The organism is Paraburkholderia caffeinilytica, assembly GCF_003368325.1.
Taxonomy (GTDB): domain Bacteria; phylum Pseudomonadota; class Gammaproteobacteria; order Burkholderiales; family Burkholderiaceae; genus Paraburkholderia; species Paraburkholderia caffeinilytica.
The window spans coordinates 1,748,965-1,764,046 of record NZ_CP031467.1; the positions used below are offsets into that span (position 1 = coordinate 1,748,965).

Annotated in this window: 16 protein-coding genes and 1 riboswitch; of the genes, 7 read left to right on the plus strand and 9 right to left on the minus strand. The window is 65.2% G+C overall.

Annotation, left to right across the window (positions count from 1 at the left end; translation table 11 throughout):
* Window positions 1–46: 46 nt before the first annotated feature.
* The 6 genes from mlaE to DSC91_RS24005 all read right to left on the minus strand — a co-directional run bounded on the left by mlaE (window position 47) and on the right by DSC91_RS24005 (window position 5,096).
* The gene (gene mlaE / locus DSC91_RS23980; protein WP_115781179.1) at window positions 47–814 is read right to left on the minus strand and encodes a lipid asymmetry maintenance ABC transporter permease subunit MlaE; all 768 of its coding nucleotides are present in this window, start codon (window positions 812–814) and stop codon (window positions 47–49) included.
* The gene (locus DSC91_RS23985; protein ID WP_115781180.1) at window positions 811–1,632 is read right to left on the minus strand and encodes an ABC transporter ATP-binding protein; all 822 of its coding nucleotides are present in this window, start codon (window positions 1,630–1,632) and stop codon (window positions 811–813) included. The genes mlaE and DSC91_RS23985 overlap by 4 nt, the downstream gene beginning before the upstream one ends.
* Window positions 1,633–1,726: 94 nt before the next feature.
* Window positions 1,727–2,830, minus strand: coding sequence for a thiamine phosphate synthase (gene thiE, locus DSC91_RS23990; RefSeq protein ID WP_115781181.1), 1,104 nt, complete (start codon window positions 2,828–2,830; stop codon window positions 1,727–1,729).
* Entirely contained in the window at window positions 2,827–3,642 is an 816-nt protein-coding gene (locus DSC91_RS23995) for a thiazole synthase (protein WP_115783464.1), read from the minus strand. The genes thiE and DSC91_RS23995 overlap by 4 nt, the downstream gene beginning before the upstream one ends.
* Window positions 3,643–3,680: 38 nt before the next feature.
* Window positions 3,681–3,878, minus strand: a complete 198-nt coding sequence (gene thiS, locus DSC91_RS24000) for a sulfur carrier protein ThiS (protein ID WP_115781182.1) — start codon at window positions 3,876–3,878, stop codon at window positions 3,681–3,683.
* A gap of 87 nt (window positions 3,879–3,965) precedes the next feature.
* A complete protein-coding gene (locus DSC91_RS24005) occupies window positions 3,966–5,096 on the minus strand; it encodes an FAD-dependent oxidoreductase (RefSeq protein ID WP_115781183.1) in 1,131 nt (376 codons plus the stop codon).
* Window positions 5,097–5,325: 229 nt separating this feature from the next.
* Window positions 5,326–5,449, minus strand: a riboswitch (TPP riboswitch).
* Window positions 5,450–5,809: 360 nt separating this feature from the next.
* Here DSC91_RS24005 and DSC91_RS24010 point away from each other — a divergent pair.
* The 5 genes from DSC91_RS24010 (at window position 5,810) to DSC91_RS24030 (ending at window position 10,601) form a co-directional block, all read left to right on the plus strand.
* On the plus strand, window positions 5,810–7,561 hold the full coding sequence (locus DSC91_RS24010; RefSeq protein ID WP_115781184.1) for an ABC transporter ATP-binding protein/permease: 1,752 nt from the start codon (window positions 5,810–5,812) through the stop codon (window positions 7,559–7,561).
* Between the two features lie 59 nt (window positions 7,562–7,620).
* The gene (locus tag DSC91_RS24015) at window positions 7,621–8,394 is read left to right on the plus strand and encodes an SDR family NAD(P)-dependent oxidoreductase (protein ID WP_115783466.1); all 774 of its coding nucleotides are present in this window, start codon (window positions 7,621–7,623) and stop codon (window positions 8,392–8,394) included.
* Between the two features lie 181 nt (window positions 8,395–8,575).
* Complete coding sequence (locus DSC91_RS24020) at window positions 8,576–9,037, plus strand: hypothetical protein (protein WP_115781185.1); 462 nt, start codon at window positions 8,576–8,578, stop codon at window positions 9,035–9,037.
* 152 nt (window positions 9,038–9,189) lie between these two features.
* Window positions 9,190–9,768 (plus strand): hypothetical protein, encoded by a 579-nt coding sequence (locus tag DSC91_RS24025; protein ID WP_373291971.1) that lies wholly within the window; start codon window positions 9,190–9,192, stop codon window positions 9,766–9,768.
* Between the two features lie 92 nt (window positions 9,769–9,860).
* Window positions 9,861–10,601 (plus strand): response regulator, encoded by a 741-nt coding sequence (locus DSC91_RS24030; protein ID WP_115783470.1) that lies wholly within the window; start codon window positions 9,861–9,863, stop codon window positions 10,599–10,601.
* Window positions 10,602–10,692: 91 nt separating this feature from the next.
* Here DSC91_RS24030 and DSC91_RS24035 read toward each other — a convergent pair whose 3' ends face one another.
* The 3 genes from DSC91_RS24035 to DSC91_RS24045 all read right to left on the minus strand — a co-directional run bounded on the left by DSC91_RS24035 (window position 10,693) and on the right by DSC91_RS24045 (window position 12,376).
* Window positions 10,693–11,364: a flagellar basal body L-ring protein FlgH gene (locus DSC91_RS24035; protein WP_115781186.1), complete on the minus strand. Its 672-nt coding sequence runs from the start codon at window positions 11,362–11,364 to the stop codon at window positions 10,693–10,695.
* A gap of 127 nt (window positions 11,365–11,491) precedes the next feature.
* On the minus strand, window positions 11,492–12,205 hold the full coding sequence (locus DSC91_RS24040; protein WP_115781187.1) for a hypothetical protein: 714 nt from the start codon (window positions 12,203–12,205) through the stop codon (window positions 11,492–11,494).
* A gap of 3 nt (window positions 12,206–12,208) precedes the next feature.
* Complete coding sequence (locus DSC91_RS24045; RefSeq protein ID WP_341869805.1) at window positions 12,209–12,376, minus strand: DUF6726 family protein; 168 nt, start codon at window positions 12,374–12,376, stop codon at window positions 12,209–12,211.
* A gap of 668 nt (window positions 12,377–13,044) precedes the next feature.
* Between DSC91_RS24045 and DSC91_RS24055 the strand changes: the two genes are divergently transcribed.
* Together DSC91_RS24055 and DSC91_RS24060 are read left to right on the plus strand one after the other, a co-directional pair.
* Window positions 13,045–13,785, plus strand: a complete 741-nt coding sequence (locus DSC91_RS24055; protein WP_115781190.1) for a response regulator — start codon at window positions 13,045–13,047, stop codon at window positions 13,783–13,785.
* Window positions 13,782–15,053, plus strand: a complete 1,272-nt coding sequence (locus DSC91_RS24060; RefSeq protein ID WP_115781191.1) for an ATP-binding protein — start codon at window positions 13,782–13,784, stop codon at window positions 15,051–15,053. The genes DSC91_RS24055 and DSC91_RS24060 overlap by 4 nt, the downstream gene beginning before the upstream one ends.
* Window positions 15,054–15,082: the final 29 nt, after the last annotated feature.

Consider the following 15,082-nt stretch of genomic DNA (forward strand, 5'->3'; position numbering starts at 1 on the left):
CGCGCAACCTGAGGCGCGCCCCTGAGCGAAAACGTGCAGCGCAGTTTTAGCTGAACATCAGTGCGGTCAACAGAAAATCGAGGCCGAGCACCGCAAGCGACGCGTACACGACCGTCTTGGTCGTGGCGCGCGACACGCCCTCCGGCGTCGGCTTGGCTTCATAGCCCTGAAACAGCGCCACAAAGGTCACCGCGAGGCCGAACACCACGCTCTTGACGACCCCAGCGCCGACGTCGCGCCAAACATCGACGCCGCCTTGCATCTGCGACCAGAAAGCGCCGGCATCGACGCCGATCAGCAGCACACCCACCACATAACCGCCGAGCACGCCGACCGCGCTGAAAATCGCGGCCAGGATCGGCATGGAAACGATGCCCGCCCACAGGCGCGGCGCGACGACGACCTTGACCGGGTCCACCGCCATCATTTCCATCGCGGTCAATTGCTCGCCCGCCTTCATCAGGCCGATCTCGGCCGTGAGCGACGTGCCGGCGCGCCCCGCGAACAGGAGCGCCGTGACCACCGGCCCGAGTTCGCGCACCAGCGAAAGTGCGACCAGCAGCCCCAGCGCCTGTTCGGAACCGTACCGGTTCAGCGTGTAGTAACCCTGCAAGCCAAGCACAAAGCCGACGAACAGTCCCGACACGGCGATGATCACCAGCGAATAATTACCCACGAAGTGGATCTGCTTCGTGACAAGACGCGGCCGGCGCAGCAACGGGAAAAATTCGAGCAGCAAGCGGAAAAAGAAGCGTGTGGCATAACCGGCCGTGCCCAACCCGTCGATCACCGAGCGACCAAGCGCACTGATCATGACTGACCTCCGCCAATGCCGAAGTCCGCCGCGAGCGGCGTCTTGCTGGGGTAGTGAAATTTGAACGGGCCATCCGGCGCGCCGTCGATGAACTGGCGCACCGTAGGATCGGTCGACGCCCGCAGCTCAGCCGGCGTGCCTTCGGCATGCACCCCGCCGTTGGCAAGGAAATAGACGTAATCGGCAATCGCGAACGACTCCGGCACGTCGTGTGTGACCAGGATCGACGTTGCGCCAAGTGCCTGATTCAGCGCGCGAATCAGGTTTGCGGTAATGCCCAGCGAGATCGGATCGAGGCCGGCGAACGGCTCGTCGTACATCATCAGTTCGGGATCGAGCGCAATCGCCCGGGCCAGCGCCACGCGCCGCGCCATGCCGCCTGAAATCTCCGACGGCGCCAGGTCGCGCGCGCCACGCAACCCGACCGCGTTGAGCTTCATCAACACGAGGTCGCGGATCAGTTCTTCGGGAAGGTCGGTGTGCTCGCGGAGGGCAAAAGCGACGTTTTCGAACACCGACATGTCGGTGAACAACGCGCCGAACTGGAACAGCATGCCCATCTTGCGGCGCAGCGCATACAGGCCGTCGCGCGTCTGTTGGCCGATGTCCTGGCCATGAAACAGGATCTGGCCGCGCTGCGCGCGCACCAGACCGCCGACCAGGCGCAGCACCGTGGTTTTACCGCAACCCGAGCCGCCCATGACCGCAACGACCTGGCCGCGCTTGAAGCGCAGATTCAGGTTCGACAGGACGAGCCGGTCGCCATAACCGAAGTCGACGTCGCGCAGCTCGAGTAAGGTCTCGGGGGAGGAAGACACGAAACTGACAGTCCTTTTACACGGAAGGCCGAATTATAGGGCCATCATGGAAATGCTGCCGTGAGGTGCCCTGTCCCTTTACTGAACGTACCGATTATTGCGTAAACGCATGTTGCAACGCAGAAACCGCGGCAGCCGGGTCGGCGGCCTCGGTCACGGCGCGCACCACGGCCGCGCAGCCCACGCCGGTCGCCAGCACGTCCGGCAGCACCTGCAGGTCGATTCCGCCGATCGCCACCAGCGGCACGACGCCGTCCAGCAGCCGCACATACCGCGCCAGACGCTTGAGTCCTTGCGGCGCGGTCGGCATGACCTTGGTGGTGGTCGGGAACACCGCACCCAGCGCAATGTAGCTTGGCCGGAAGTGCAGCGCCTTCAGAATCTCGTAGAAACCGTGCGTCGACAGGCCGAGGCGGATGCCGGCGGCGGCAAGTGCCGGCAGATCTGCCGTATGCACGTCTTCCTGGCCGAGGTGGACACCGTAGGCGCCCGCTTCCAGCGCGGCTTGCCAGTGATCGTTGATGAAAACCTGGGCATCGTGCTCACGGCCCGCGGCGACGCAGCGGGCGATTTCGCGCTTCAGTTCGTCAGCGGGTTCGGCCGATTTGCGGCGCAACTGGACCGTTTTGACGCCCAAACCCACCACCCGTTCGACCCACTCCGCGGTCGGCAGCACCGGATACAGACCGAGCCTGTCAGGGCACCGCGCGAACGCTTGCGCCGGAGCCGCCGGCAGGCCGGCGAGGCGGGGGAAGTGCGCGATGTCGGCCGGAAAGGCGTCGTCCGCCCTGGTTTCGTCGCCGTCGCGCCAGGCCAGCGCCAGAACCAGCGCGTCGTGCGGATCGAAGCCGCAGTCGAGAAACGCCGCCAACGCGGGAATCCAGTCTTCCGCCAGATGACTTTCCAGCGCGTATTTCTCCCCGCCCAGATGCAGCGTGGCCGCATTCTCGGCGGCCACGATCACGCCGGCGCCCTGCACCTGCCAGCGCGCCACCTGCTCGCCATGCTGCTGCGCGTCGGCGACGACGATCAGGTCGCCGCCATTCGGCTCGTCCGGCGCGGTCAGGCAGATGCGCCACGGGGCGTGCGTGGGCGGCCACTCGCCCAGGCGGGCGCGGATCCGCTCAGCGGCTTCCGTGAGTTCATCGGCGGGCGGCCAGAAGAGATCGCGGCTAGTCAAAGGCAAAGCTTGCGTCATGCGGCGCTCCCATCCTGATGCCAGAACGGCATGCCGACGACCGGCGTGCTCGCGTGCGCGCTTTCGCGCTCGGCCATCGGTCCCGCCAGAAAAGCCTGGCGGCCCGCTTCGACGCCCAGCGCAAAGGCGCGCGCCATCGCGTCGGGGTGCGTCGCCTGCGAAACAGCGGTGTTCAGCAGCACGCCATCGAAGCCCCATTCCATCACTTGCGCCGCGTGCGACGGCACGCCGAGGCCGGCATCGACGATCAACGGCACGTCGGGCAACCGTTCGCGCAAGACCCGCAGGCCGTACGGATTGATCACGCCCTTGCCGGTGCCGATCGGCGCGCCCCACGGCATCAGCGCTTCGCAGCCCGCATCGAGCAGGCGGCGGCCGATCACGAGATCTTCGGTGCAATACGGCAGCACCTTGAAGCCGTCCTTGATTAGCTGTGCTGCCGCCTCGATCAGACCGACCGGGTCGGGCTGCAACGTGTAGTCGTCGCCGATCAGTTCGAGCTTGATCCACTCGGTTTCGAAGATTTCACGCGCCATGTGCGCGGTCGTCACCGCCTCGCCGACGGTCAGGCAACCGGCCGTGTTCGGCAGCAGCGGCACGCCGTGGCGCTTGAGCAGATCGAAGAAGCCGGCTTCGGCGCCGCCTTCGTTCATCTGCCGGCGCAGCGCGACGGTCACCATGCCGGGCCGCGCCGCATCGATCGAATCGGACAGCGATTGCAGCGACGGATAGCGCGAGGTGCCGAGCAGCACGCGGCTCGCGAAAGTCTGGCCGTAGAGCGTGAGCGCGTCGGCGGTTTGAGTGGAAGTCATTTGCATAATTCTGGTCTCCGGCAAGGCGTGGCGCGGACTTAACCGCCGGCCACGGGTTGCACGACATCGAGCTTGTCGCCCGGCTGCAGCGCGCGCGCCGCATGCTGGGCACGCGCGACGAAATCGCCGTTCAGCGCGACCGCGAACGGCGGACGCGCGCCGAACGCGGCGAGCGCATCGGCGACAGTCGCGCCTTCGGGCAACGACAACGGCTTCTGATTGATGTGAATGTCCATGGTGTTCGAATACGGTTCAATCGATGGCGGGAACGGCACGGCGCGCGCTGGTTTGCCCGCGGCTATTTCGCCGCGGGCGCGCCACGCTCATGCCGGTTCCCGCGTGGAATCCAGTTGGAACAGTTCGCTCCAGCGCGCCGCGCTTTGCCAGTCGGCAAAAGCGTCGGCATCGCCGATGCGGCCGTCGAGCAGTGCCGCGGCGAAGCGCACGGCTTCGTCGGCGACTTCGGGCACGATCATGTAGCCGTGCCGGTACAGGCCGTTCACGCGCAGCGTCTGCGCGCCATCCCACAGCAAGGCCGGACGGTGGTCCGGCAAAGTCGGGCGGCACTGCGAATTCAGTTCGAGGATGCGCGCCTCGCCGAAGCCGGGATGCACGGAAAACGCCGCGCTCAGCAGTTCGAGCGCCGAGCGCACGCTGACCGGCGACATGTCCTCGCCTTCCACTTCGGTCGCGCCGATCACGTAGAGATCGTCCTGCTTCGGCGCGATATACAGCGGGTAGCGCGGATGCAGCAGGCGCACCGGTCGCGTCAGCTTGATACCCGGTGCATGCACGCGCGCGACTTCGCCGCGGATGCCGCGCAGCGTAGGCAGCACGGACTTCGCGCCCAGCCCCCTGCAGTCGATCGTGACGCGAGCGGGCGGCAACGCATGATCGTCGACCGGCGTGTTCCAGTGCGTTTCGACGCCGCGCTGGGCGAGGCCCGCGGCGAGCGCGGCCAGCACCTGCCGGTTATCCAGCTGGCCTTCGCGCGGCAGCAGCCAGCCCTGGTTGAAGCGCCCCGCCAACGCGGGCTCGGCGGCGCCGACCTGGGCGCCCGCCAGTTTGAGAAAGCCGCCGTCGAGCAATTCGGCAGGCGCGTTCGAGCGCACCCGGCGCTCGAACAGCGGCGCTTCAGTGCGGTCGGCGTGATGCCATACGACCAGCGTGCCGTTGCGCTGGAAGAACACCGGTTCGGGCAATTCGGCCAGCACGCGCGGCCAGGTGTCGAGCGAACTCGCGCCAAGACGCGTGATCAGCAGTTCAGCACTGGCGGCTTCGGCCAGCGGCGCCAGCATGGCAGCGGCGACCCAGGCCGCGGCTTGCGAGCCCGTAGCATCGCCACGCTCATAGAGCGCCACGCGATGCCCTTCACCGGCAAGACGCCACGCGACAAGGCGCCCGCACAGCCCACCGCCGAGCACGGCGAAATCGGGTTGAGCAGAACGATTCATCGCGCGCACTCCGAGTCACGACGGCAAGCAAGGCCAAAGCAGCACGGCGCGCCGACATAACCGACGAAAGCGTGGCGAAGAACGAAACACATGTCTGAAGAATAGGCGGTCATCGAATCCTTTCCGTACGGCCAAAAAACGCACGTACCCAGGACGAAACCGGCGGGTGAGGCCGGCCGGGCAATACGCGCGTCCAATGACGGACGCCGCCCGGCGGGGAATGGAAGACTGGCTGCTTCCGGAAACTTCCCGCGCCGGTATTACCCGGATCGGGTGCAAAGGGTCTCTCTCAGCCTCGCCGCCGCTGCATGAAAATCACGCAGCCTGTGGGCAAAGCACCCCTGTTTCGTCGAAGGTCATTAGACCATAAAAGGCGCGGCGCCCGCAAACCAGCGGCCGGCGCCATCACATGCCGTTGATCCGTCACCATCTTTCGTTTCATCAATACGGCCGGATGCAGCGCTCTGGCACAATGCCAGGACCGGATGCCGCTGTCGCGCGGGCGGCATGCTTGACCGCCCGCGCGACAGCGGCATCGAGGCGCGACCTGTGGGCCGAAATTAATTTTCACTTAAGGGCTTCGCGCCAGAATTGGGCGCTCACCCGGACGTGCGTTCGTCGAGCACGACGCCCGGGGCACGCACCGCAAACCCGCCGTGGGACCGGCCCGACATGGGCCAGTCCAGATGGGCCAGCTCTTCACCAGGATGCTCATGACACCGAATACCGCTTCCAGCCCCGCGCTGCCGCCGGACGAAAAAGTCTCCGCCTGGAGTCTGATCAAACCTTACTGGGTTTCTGAAGAACGAAAAACGGCGTGGGGCCTGCTCATCGCGATCATCGTGATGAATCTGCTCATCGTGTGGATCAACGTGCGCCTGAACCGCTGGAGCGCCGACTTCTACAACGCGCTGCAAACCAAGAACGTGCACGATTTCCCACACCTGCTGATGGTGTTTTCGGGGCTCGCGTTCGGCTTCATCATCCTTGCGGTGTACGGCCGCTATCTACGGCAGATGCTCGGCTTCCGCTGGCGCCAGTGGCTGACCACGCGTTATCTCAACGAATGGCTGCACGACAGCGCCTTCTATCGGATCGAACGCGACCGGCTCGCCGACAATCCCGACCAGCGGATCAGCGACGACCTGCAATCGCTCGCCACCAGCACGCTCTCGTTGACCCTCGATCTGCTGTCCACCATCGTCACGCTGGTCTCGTTCATGACGATCCTGTGGTCGCTGGCCGGTGCACTGACCGTCACGCTCGGCGGCATGCCGGTGCAGATTCCAGGCTACATGGTGTGGGCCGCGGCGCTGTACGCGGTAGTCGGCTCAGTGATCATCCAGAAGGTTGGCCATCCGCTCGTGTCGATCAATTACCAGGCGCAGAAAGTCGAGGCGGATTTCCGTTTCGGCCTGATCCGTTTGCGTGAAAACGCCGAGCAGATCGCCTTCTACAACGGCATGGAGACTGAGAAGAAGAACACGCGCTCACTGTTTGGCCGCATCCGCGACAACTGGTGGCAGGTGATGAAGTACACCAAGCGGCTCACCTTCGTAACGGCCTTCTACAGCCAGATTGCAATCATCTTTCCGCTGGTGGTCGCCGCGCCCCGCTACTTTGCAGGAGCGTTTACGTTCGGTGTGCTGATGCAGATTTCGAGCGCGTTCGGCACTGTCAGCGACTCGTTTTCGTGGTTCATCAATAGCTACGGCTCCCTGGTCGAATGGCGCGCTACCGTGAACCGGTTGCGTGAATTCAAGCGCATCGTGCACGCACCGCGTCTGAAGGAATCGGTGTCGCCCGCTACCGCACATGGCGGCATCAATCTGCATTTCGTCGACGAAGACAAGCTCACCACAGCGGGCCTCCAGCTTGCGCTGCCGAACGGCAACCCGTTGTCGCGCATTCGCGATATCGCGATCAAGCCGGGTTCGCGCTGGCTGGTGAGGGGTCCTTCCGGCTCCGGCAAGAGCACGCTGATGCGCGCGCTCGCCGGCTTGTGGCCGTTCGGCGACGGCTCGATCGACGCCCCGGTCAACGCGCGCATGATGTTCATCCCGCAGGTCAGCTACATGCCGATCGGCACGCTGAAAGCCGCGCTCGCCTATCCGTCCCCCGCGGACACCTACACCGAGGAAGAATGCCGCGAAGCACTCGTCACCTGCCATCTGTCGGAGTATGCCGACCGCCTGCAGGAATCGGGACACTGGACGCGCATTCTCTCGCCGGGCGAACAACAACGTCTCGCCGGTGCCCGCGTGCTGCTTCACAAGCCGGACTATCTGTTCCTCGACGAAGCGACCAGCGCGCTCGATGCCGAAAACGAAGCACGTCTCTATCACCTGTTCACCGAGCGGTTGCCGAAGGCTGCGATCGTCAGCGTCGCGCATCGCGAATCGCTGGCGGCGTTCCATGGCGAAACCCTCGAAGTCGAGCGCTCGGGCGAACCGATTGCCGCGTGAAGAGCATGAACAACGTGAGCGACACGACCAGCACCGATGAGGCGAGCAACCCGACTGGCATGACCACCACCGAGCTCAATCGCGTCGTCCTGATCACCGGCGCGGGCTCCGGCATCGGCGCGGCACTGGCCCGGCGCATCGCCGCGCCGCGCACCGCGTTGATGCTGCACGCACGCGGCGCCGACGACGAATCCCGCCAGCGTCTTGCACAAGTCGCCGCCGATTGCGGCGCGAACGGCGCGCGCTGCGCAACGGTGTTCGCCGACCTGGCCGAACGCGGCGCCGCCGAACACGTGATTCATCAAACGCTCGCGAGCTTCGGCGCGCTCGATCAACTGGTGGCGAACGCCGGCCACGCGCAACGGCAAACGCTTCACGCGCTCGACGCGGATGCGCTCAGCGCCGCCTTCGCCGCCATGCCGGCCGCGTTCGCCGCGCTCGTCAAGCGTGCCACGCCCGCCCTGGAAACGTCGAAGCGGGGGCGCGTGGTCGCGCTCAGTTCGTTCGTCGCGCATCGCTATCGCGCGGAAGCGCCTTTCGCCGCCACGGCTGCAGCGAAAGCGGCGCTCGAATCGCTGGCTAAAACCGCAGCCGCCGAACTGGCGCCGCATGGCGTGACGGTCAATTGCGTGGCGCCCGGCTATACCCGTAAAGATCGCGGCCCGAGTGCCGACAATGCATCAGTGTGGACCCGCGCCGCAGAAGCGACGCCGCTCGGTCGCGTCGCCGAGCCCGCGGATGTCGCCGCGCTGGTCGCGTTCCTGCTCTCCGATGAAGCGCGTCACATCACCGGCCAGGTGATCCATGTCGATGGCGGCCTCACGCTCGGCTAGGCAACACGGCGCCGCCCCACCCGCCGCAACATCCAGAAACACGCGTGAAGAGTTCGAAAGCATTTGCGAAGCGGGCAAGCTGTTCCGCGCTTTGAAAATCCCTTGCTGCAGCGACGATAGTCGTGCGGGCCGTACCCTGCGCGACCCGCCCCGCCACTCACTGCTACTGGACTCTCCGCACATGTCACTCGATCGCCGCTTCCATCATTTGACCCAGCGCGCAGCGCTTGTTCTTGGCGCAGCCCTGCTGCTCACGAGCACCGCGTACGCTGCGCAAGCCACCCAGCCCACTGAGCCGGCAGACGTTTGCCCCGCGCTCAAACACATCGTCGACGCCCCCGACTTCAAGCAGCTGCACGCGCAAACCGCCGCGCAACTGCCGGGCGTATCGGCCGCGGACGACTGCCGCGCCAACTCGCACGCCTACGATTGCCACTGGCGCGCACACTGGCAAGCTGACGGCGTCGTCAGCGATCCGCTCGAAGAGTTCGGTGCCGATATCGCCGCCTGCTTTCCGAACGTCGTGCATGACGTCAACACGCCGACGCGTCAGCATTTCATCGTGACCACCGAGGATCGTCGCGTGAACGTGACGGCAAGCGTGCAAGGGCAAAACGAATTGCGCCTGCGCGTTACGCGCTGAGCGTGGCCCGCTTTTGCCGCGATCCGCTGCAATCCGCCAAGACCCTCTGTTATTCGCCGCACTTTCTCACCGCCACCAGGCACCGCATCATGATTTCTACGCCGAGCTTGCGCGCTTACGCTTTCACGCGGGCCCCATTGGCCGCGTGGGTCATGCTGCGGCGGCCTGGTGTCCGGCTCGCCGCCTCGGCCACCCTCGCACTCGGCCTGAACGGCTGTGCGTGGACGCTGATCTCAGCCGCCGACGCCACCGGCTCCGTGATTCAGGCGGGCTATGCGATCGCGGCAAACTACTCGTCGCCGACCTTCATCAACGGCTCGCGCGCGGACCTGCATCACGTCTGCATCGAAGTGAATCAGACCGTATCGGTCGGCGATTTCGTGCCGGCGCTGCAACTTGCGCTCGATAGGCACGGCGTTCGCTCCGATGTCTATAATCCGGGCACATCGCCCGCCGGATGCGAGGCGCGCCTCGTCTACAACGCCGCGATCGATTACGGCCGCCGTTCGTTCAGCGACGAAACGATCCAGTATCTGTCGATCATCGATCTGACGCTGATCCAGCACGGACGCATTCTCGTCACCGCGCGTTACCAGACTGGCGGCCTCAACACCGACCGTTTCTCCACCGCATCGACCAAGCTCAATGGTCTGATCGACAAAATGGTGGTCGACCAGACCGATCTGGTGCGCCAGCCGATGCAAACCATCCAGACGTCGCTGGCAAACTAGGCGTACGGCCTGCTTGCCATTTCTTACGCGAGAAAGAATTCGAAAGCGTTACGTGCTTTGCGCCGCTCGCGCAGATCACTAAGATGACCTGGATGAACCAATCCATTCTGGTCGTCGACGACGACCCCGTCGTCCGTGAGCTCGTCAGCGAATATCTGCTAGGACGTGGCTTCAAGGTATCCACGCTCGAGCACGGCATGGCGCTGCAGCGCGCCTTGCAGGAGGAGCGTCCCGCGCTGGTCGTGCTCGACATCATGATGCCGGAGCTCGACGGCATCAGCGCGCTGCGCGCACTGCGCGTCGCCGGCGACGATATTCCCGTGATCCTGCTTACCGCGCGCGCCGATCCGATCGACCGCGTGATCGGCCTCGAACTCGGCGCCGACGACTATCTCGGCAAGCCATTCGAACCGAGCGAGCTGGTCGCGCGGATTCGCACGGTCCTGCGCCGCCGCGGCACGATTGCGCCAAGCGCGCCGGAGCATCGCGCGCCCTATCGTTTCGGTCGTTTCGAGGTGAATTTTCCGGCGCGCGAATTGCGCCGCGACGGCGAGCGGATTCCGCTGCGTTCGAGCGAATTCGCGATGCTCAAGGTGTTCGTCACCCATTCGATGAGCGTCCTCACGCGCGCGCAGTTGCTGGAGAAACTGCACGGCAATAGCGATGTGCATCGCAATCGCAGTCTTGACGTCTCGATCTGGCGCTTGCGCCGGCTGATCGAAGTGGATCCGTCCGAGCCTCGCTACGTGCAAACCGTCTGGGGACGCGGCTATGTGTTCGTGCCTGACGGTGAAATTGGCGCGGCGGAACGCAGCGCGCCGCCGCTTGCATGATGCTTGTCCGGCAGGCGCCCGGCGCCTGTCCTTGCAGCTTGAGAAAACCTGTGCGGCGTGCCGCGCGGTTCGCGCGCACCCCGCATCGACACTAGAACGTCAGCACGCTGAGAAACATTCTCTGCAGCCAGCCCATCGTGGTGGCGTCGGACACCATTCCCACGCCGGCCTGCTCGATGCGCGCATTCGCGACCTTGCTCGACGCCACATAGTTGCCTGCTTCGATATCCTTCGGATTGATGATGCCCGACAGGCGCAAGCGGTCGCGGTTGCCGCTCATCGAGATCACCTTCTCGCCCGACACCACCAGATTGCCGGTCGACATCGTCCCGATCACAGTCACGGCCAGCGTGCCGGTCATGCCGCTAACGTCGGTGAGACTGCCCTGCCCCTTATATTCAGTGCTGGCCGAGCCGATGTTGAACAGCTTCGCGAGCCGCGCGGCGGCGTTGGTCGACTGATCGGCGGCGGTCGCCGTGATGCTGCTCGAACGGCTCGCAGCGGCCGTCGCGCTATTGTTGCCGCTGTACGATTCCGACAAGCGGATCGTCAGCACGTCGCCAATATGCTGCGCACGCGGCGTTTCATAGAGCAGCAACGCCGTGCCGGCCTGATAGATCGCACCCTGCGTATTGACGTTCAGCGGCGCCGACGTGAGCGGCGGCGACATCGGCGTTTCGACGATTGACGGCTGCTGGCTGCTTCCGCAAGCCGCGAGACAGGCTGCCGCGCCTAGCGCAACAGTGAGACGTAGCGCAGTCATACATGCTCCTTGGCCCGATCGGCCGGATTGAAAACGGACTTTGCGATCGTGGTGCCGACGCTTTGTTCAACGACGCAATCGGGTTCACGCGTGAACCCGCGAATAACGCGACGGATAAGGCGGGGCATCAACCCGCCTCGGCACCGCTCGCCTGCCATTGCCGCACGACCGACTTCACCCATGCGTCCGAGCCTTTCAGCAGATAGGTGAGCGTGCCGTTGCGGGTGCCCGGCAGAAAACACAAGGTGATCGAACTCACCGCGTTTTCCCACATATAAACCGGCAGCGCGCCCGACGACGACACGCTTTGCGTCACCAGGCGCGGCGCGCCATAACGGTCCGCGAGCGCTTCGCGCAGGTCTTCGGCGGTGATCTCGTCGATCACGAAAGAAATCTCGTACAGACGCAGTGCGCTCTGGCCGTCGACACGCGCAAAGCGCAGCACATGCTCCAGTGCCGGCGCGCCGTCGACGACGGCTTGCGACACCGCCCAACCGTCGTCCGCGCGATGCGCCCAGCGGCAGGCCACCGTCAGACTCTCGCGCGACTTGAGCCGCATGCCGAGCGCGCCTGCCTGCACATCCGTCTCGCAGACAGGCACGCTGCCGATCGGCGTAGCGCGCACGGTCGAGCCCGCGCGGAACTCGTCGAGCGTGATGCCGAGCGCTATGCCGCGAAACGCAAACGGCGTGTCCGGCGAGCGGCGGCGTGCTTCAGCGGAAGCACCCTTCGACGCGGCGCTGGCCGGGCTCGTTTCGCGCGAGACGGGCTGCGCCTCAGCGAGCATCGAGAACGCGCCGCCCAGCAGCGCCAGCGCGCAGACAAACCGTTTGAGTGTCATGATTCAGTCGATGGCGGATGAACACATGTCGAACGGGGTGGCCGCGGCATGGCCGACGACCGGAACGATTTTCAGCGCGGACGACGTCAGCCGGCACGGCAGCGCGACAACGGCGCAGCCGCCGAGCGGCAGCAGCGCCGCGCCGAGCGTCAACCACGCAGCGACTCGGATGAAACGATCAGGAATGCTCGAGGTCGACACACGGGCCTCGATGCGTCAGGCAGTCGTGTTGACGTGATGCCCGACAAGCCCCGACGGCAGCGACGGGGCCGCCTCGCCAGTGGGCTCTTGCGCCTGCGACGTAGTCGTTGAGTTGTTTGGTGTTGCGGGCTTTTCTGCGGCCCGCGTCGGCGCGAGCGAAGAAAAGCGGGTTGAACTGAGATTGCTGTGAACGGTCATGATGAGCCTCGCGTGGCGCTAGGTTTCGGTTTCACGCCGCCTGCCGTGGGCCCAAGGCGTTAGGCTGTTTTCGACATGCGGCGCAACGTACTGCATGACGAATCATCTCGCCGCGCATACGGTGGCGATGCACGAAGAAACGCGCGCTTTCCGGCGGTTCTTACGACCCATTGCGACCCCTTGCCGCCAGTAGCAATTACGCGCAAATTCTTTCCCCGGAAAAATTTAAGCGATGCAAAATGACTTCCGCGCCGTGCTGCGGGTTGGCAAAATACGCCAACCATTACGCACGCGTTGCCAAATATGGCGACCGTGAAATATGCCGTGAGCCTTTGTTGGCGGGCCTCGCGCCCGAACCGGCGGGCGTGGCGCGAGTTTGGGTAAGCATTGGTAAGAAAACAGTCGGTCGCGCGCCGCGCGTGCCAGTCTAAAATTTGGCCATGAATCCACAGGTCCTTATCGTCGACGACGACCCGGTTGTGCGCGATCTGCTTTGCAAGTTTCTGCAGACGAACGGCTTCGACGCGTCGGTGCTGCACGACGGCACCCATCTGCAACGCCGGCTCGAACGCGAACGACCGTCGGTCGTCGTGCTCGACATCATGATGCCGAACACCGACGGCTTACGCGCGCTCACTGCGCTGCGCGCCGCCGGCGACGACATTCCGGTGATCTTCGTGACGGCGCGCGGTACGGTGGCCGACCGCATCGTCGGGCTTTCGCTCGGTGCGGACGACTACCTGACCAAGCCGTTCGACCCACGCGAACTGCTCGCGCGCATTCACACGGTGCTGCGCCGCCGTGGGCCGTCCACCACGAGCGCGCCGGAAGCCCGCAAGCCGTACCGCTTCGGGCCGTTCGAACTCGACTTCGCCACGCGCTCGCTGTCGCGCGACGATTCGAAGCTGCCGCTGCGCGACAGCGAGTTCGCGCTGCTGAAGATTTTCGTCAACAATCCGTACAAGGTGCTGTCGCGCGTGCTGATCCACGATCTCGTGCATCGCGACAATCTCGCCTTTCGCGACCGCAGCCTCGACGTGCCGATCTGGCGCCTGCGCCGCGTGATCGAAGACGACCCGTCCAATCCCTGCTACGTGCAGACGGTGCGCGGCAAAGGCTACGTGTTCGTGCCCGACGCCGACGGCACGCCATTCGCTGACGAGGCCGCCTCAAGCGCATGAAAAACCCGCTGAACACGCTATTCGGCAGAATGGCGTTGCTGTCGACAGCGGTGTTGTTGGCGATTCAGGCCGGCTGGTTCGTGCTGGTGGTGATGCAGCCGCCGCGTCACGAAATGGACGGCTTCGCGCGTGGCATTCTGCTGGTGCTGCAGGCAATCAACGGTGAGCCGATGAAGGGCGCCGCGCTCGCGCCCGCCATGCGCGTGCACCTCGTGCCCACCTGGAACATGCCGTCGCGCGTCCATCTGCGCACGCCGACCGATCATCCGCTGGTCGAATTGAGCCGGCATCTGCGCGAGAACCTGCCGCCCGGCACGCAGATCGCCGTCGACGACCTGCGCCCACCGCAGTTATGGGTGCTGTTTCCCGGCAAGCCGAACTGGGTCGTCGTGCCGGTCGACGTGCCGCCGCGCCCACGCTTCCTGATCGAATCCATTTCGATGCTGCTGGCCGCGCTGATCCTGTCGCTGTTCGCGGTCTGGCAGATGCAGCGGCCGCTGTCGCGCGTGGCCGATGCCGCCCGCGCGTTCGGATCGGGCGGCCGGCCGGAACCCGTGACGGTGCAGGGCCCGCGCGAGCTGCGCGATCTGATCGGTTCCTTCAACGACATGATGCGGCGCCTGAACGAGGCCGGCGACGACCAGGCGGTGATGCTGGCCGGCGTCGCGCACGATCTGAAAGCGCCGCTCACGCGGCTCAAGCTGCGCGCGAGCGTACTGGTTGCGGAAAAAGAGCGCGCCGGCCTGATCCGCGACGTCGACTCGCTGACCAACATCGTCCAGCAGTTTCTGGAGTTTGCCGGCCAGTCCGCCGACGCGGGGCCGCCGGTCGAGGTCGACGAATTCCTGCAGGAACAGTTTTCCGCCGGCGACAGCACCGAGACGCCGCTGTTTACGCTCGATCTGCGCGCCGGTTCGTCGTTCACGCTGCCGCGCACCTTGCTCGACCGGCTGGTCACGAACCTCGTCGACAACGCACTCGAGCACGGCTCGCCGCCGGTGGATATCGCCACGGAGCGCGATGACCGGCATTGGGTGATTAGCGTGCGCGATCACGGCCCGGGCATTCCCGACGACCGCATCGCCGCGGCGATGAAACCGTTCGTCCGGCTCGACGCCGCACGAGGCGGCGAAGGTCATTGCGGCCTGGGTCTCGCGATTGTCGCGCGGCTCGCGCATGATCGCGGCGGACGCTGCCATGTGCGCAATCACGCGCAAGGCGGGCTGGAAGTGCGGATCGAATTGCCGGTTGGACCGGCACACGCGTAAGGATGATGGAGAAGGGGGAAGCGGGGTTT

Coding starts and splice junctions, on each gene's coding strand:
- mlaE (WP_115781179.1), bottom strand. CDS start 814: ATGATCAGTGCGCTTGGTCGCTCGGTGATCGACGGGTTGGGCACGGCC.
- thiE (WP_115781181.1), bottom strand. CDS start 2,830: ATGACGCAAGCTTTGCCTTTGACTAGCCGCGATCTCTTCTGGCCGCCC.
- DSC91_RS23995 (WP_115783464.1), bottom strand. CDS start 3,642: ATGACTTCCACTCAAACCGCCGACGCGCTCACGCTCTACGGCCAGACT.
- thiS (WP_115781182.1), bottom strand. CDS start 3,878: ATGGACATTCACATCAATCAGAAGCCGTTGTCGTTGCCCGAAGGCGCG.
- DSC91_RS24005 (WP_115781183.1), bottom strand. CDS start 5,096: ATGAATCGTTCTGCTCAACCCGATTTCGCCGTGCTCGGCGGTGGGCTG.
- DSC91_RS24010 (WP_115781184.1), top strand. CDS start 5,810: ATGACACCGAATACCGCTTCCAGCCCCGCGCTGCCGCCGGACGAAAAA.
- DSC91_RS24015 (WP_115783466.1), top strand. CDS start 7,621: ATGACCACCACCGAGCTCAATCGCGTCGTCCTGATCACCGGCGCGGGC.
- DSC91_RS24020 (WP_115781185.1), top strand. CDS start 8,576: ATGTCACTCGATCGCCGCTTCCATCATTTGACCCAGCGCGCAGCGCTT.
- DSC91_RS24025 (WP_373291971.1), top strand. CDS start 9,190: ATGCTGCGGCGGCCTGGTGTCCGGCTCGCCGCCTCGGCCACCCTCGCA.
- DSC91_RS24030 (WP_115783470.1), top strand. CDS start 9,861: ATGAACCAATCCATTCTGGTCGTCGACGACGACCCCGTCGTCCGTGAG.
- DSC91_RS24035 (WP_115781186.1), bottom strand. CDS start 11,364: ATGACTGCGCTACGTCTCACTGTTGCGCTAGGCGCGGCAGCCTGTCTC.
- DSC91_RS24040 (WP_115781187.1), bottom strand. CDS start 12,205: ATGACACTCAAACGGTTTGTCTGCGCGCTGGCGCTGCTGGGCGGCGCG.
- DSC91_RS24055 (WP_115781190.1), top strand. CDS start 13,045: ATGAATCCACAGGTCCTTATCGTCGACGACGACCCGGTTGTGCGCGAT.
- DSC91_RS24060 (WP_115781191.1), top strand. CDS start 13,782: ATGAAAAACCCGCTGAACACGCTATTCGGCAGAATGGCGTTGCTGTCG.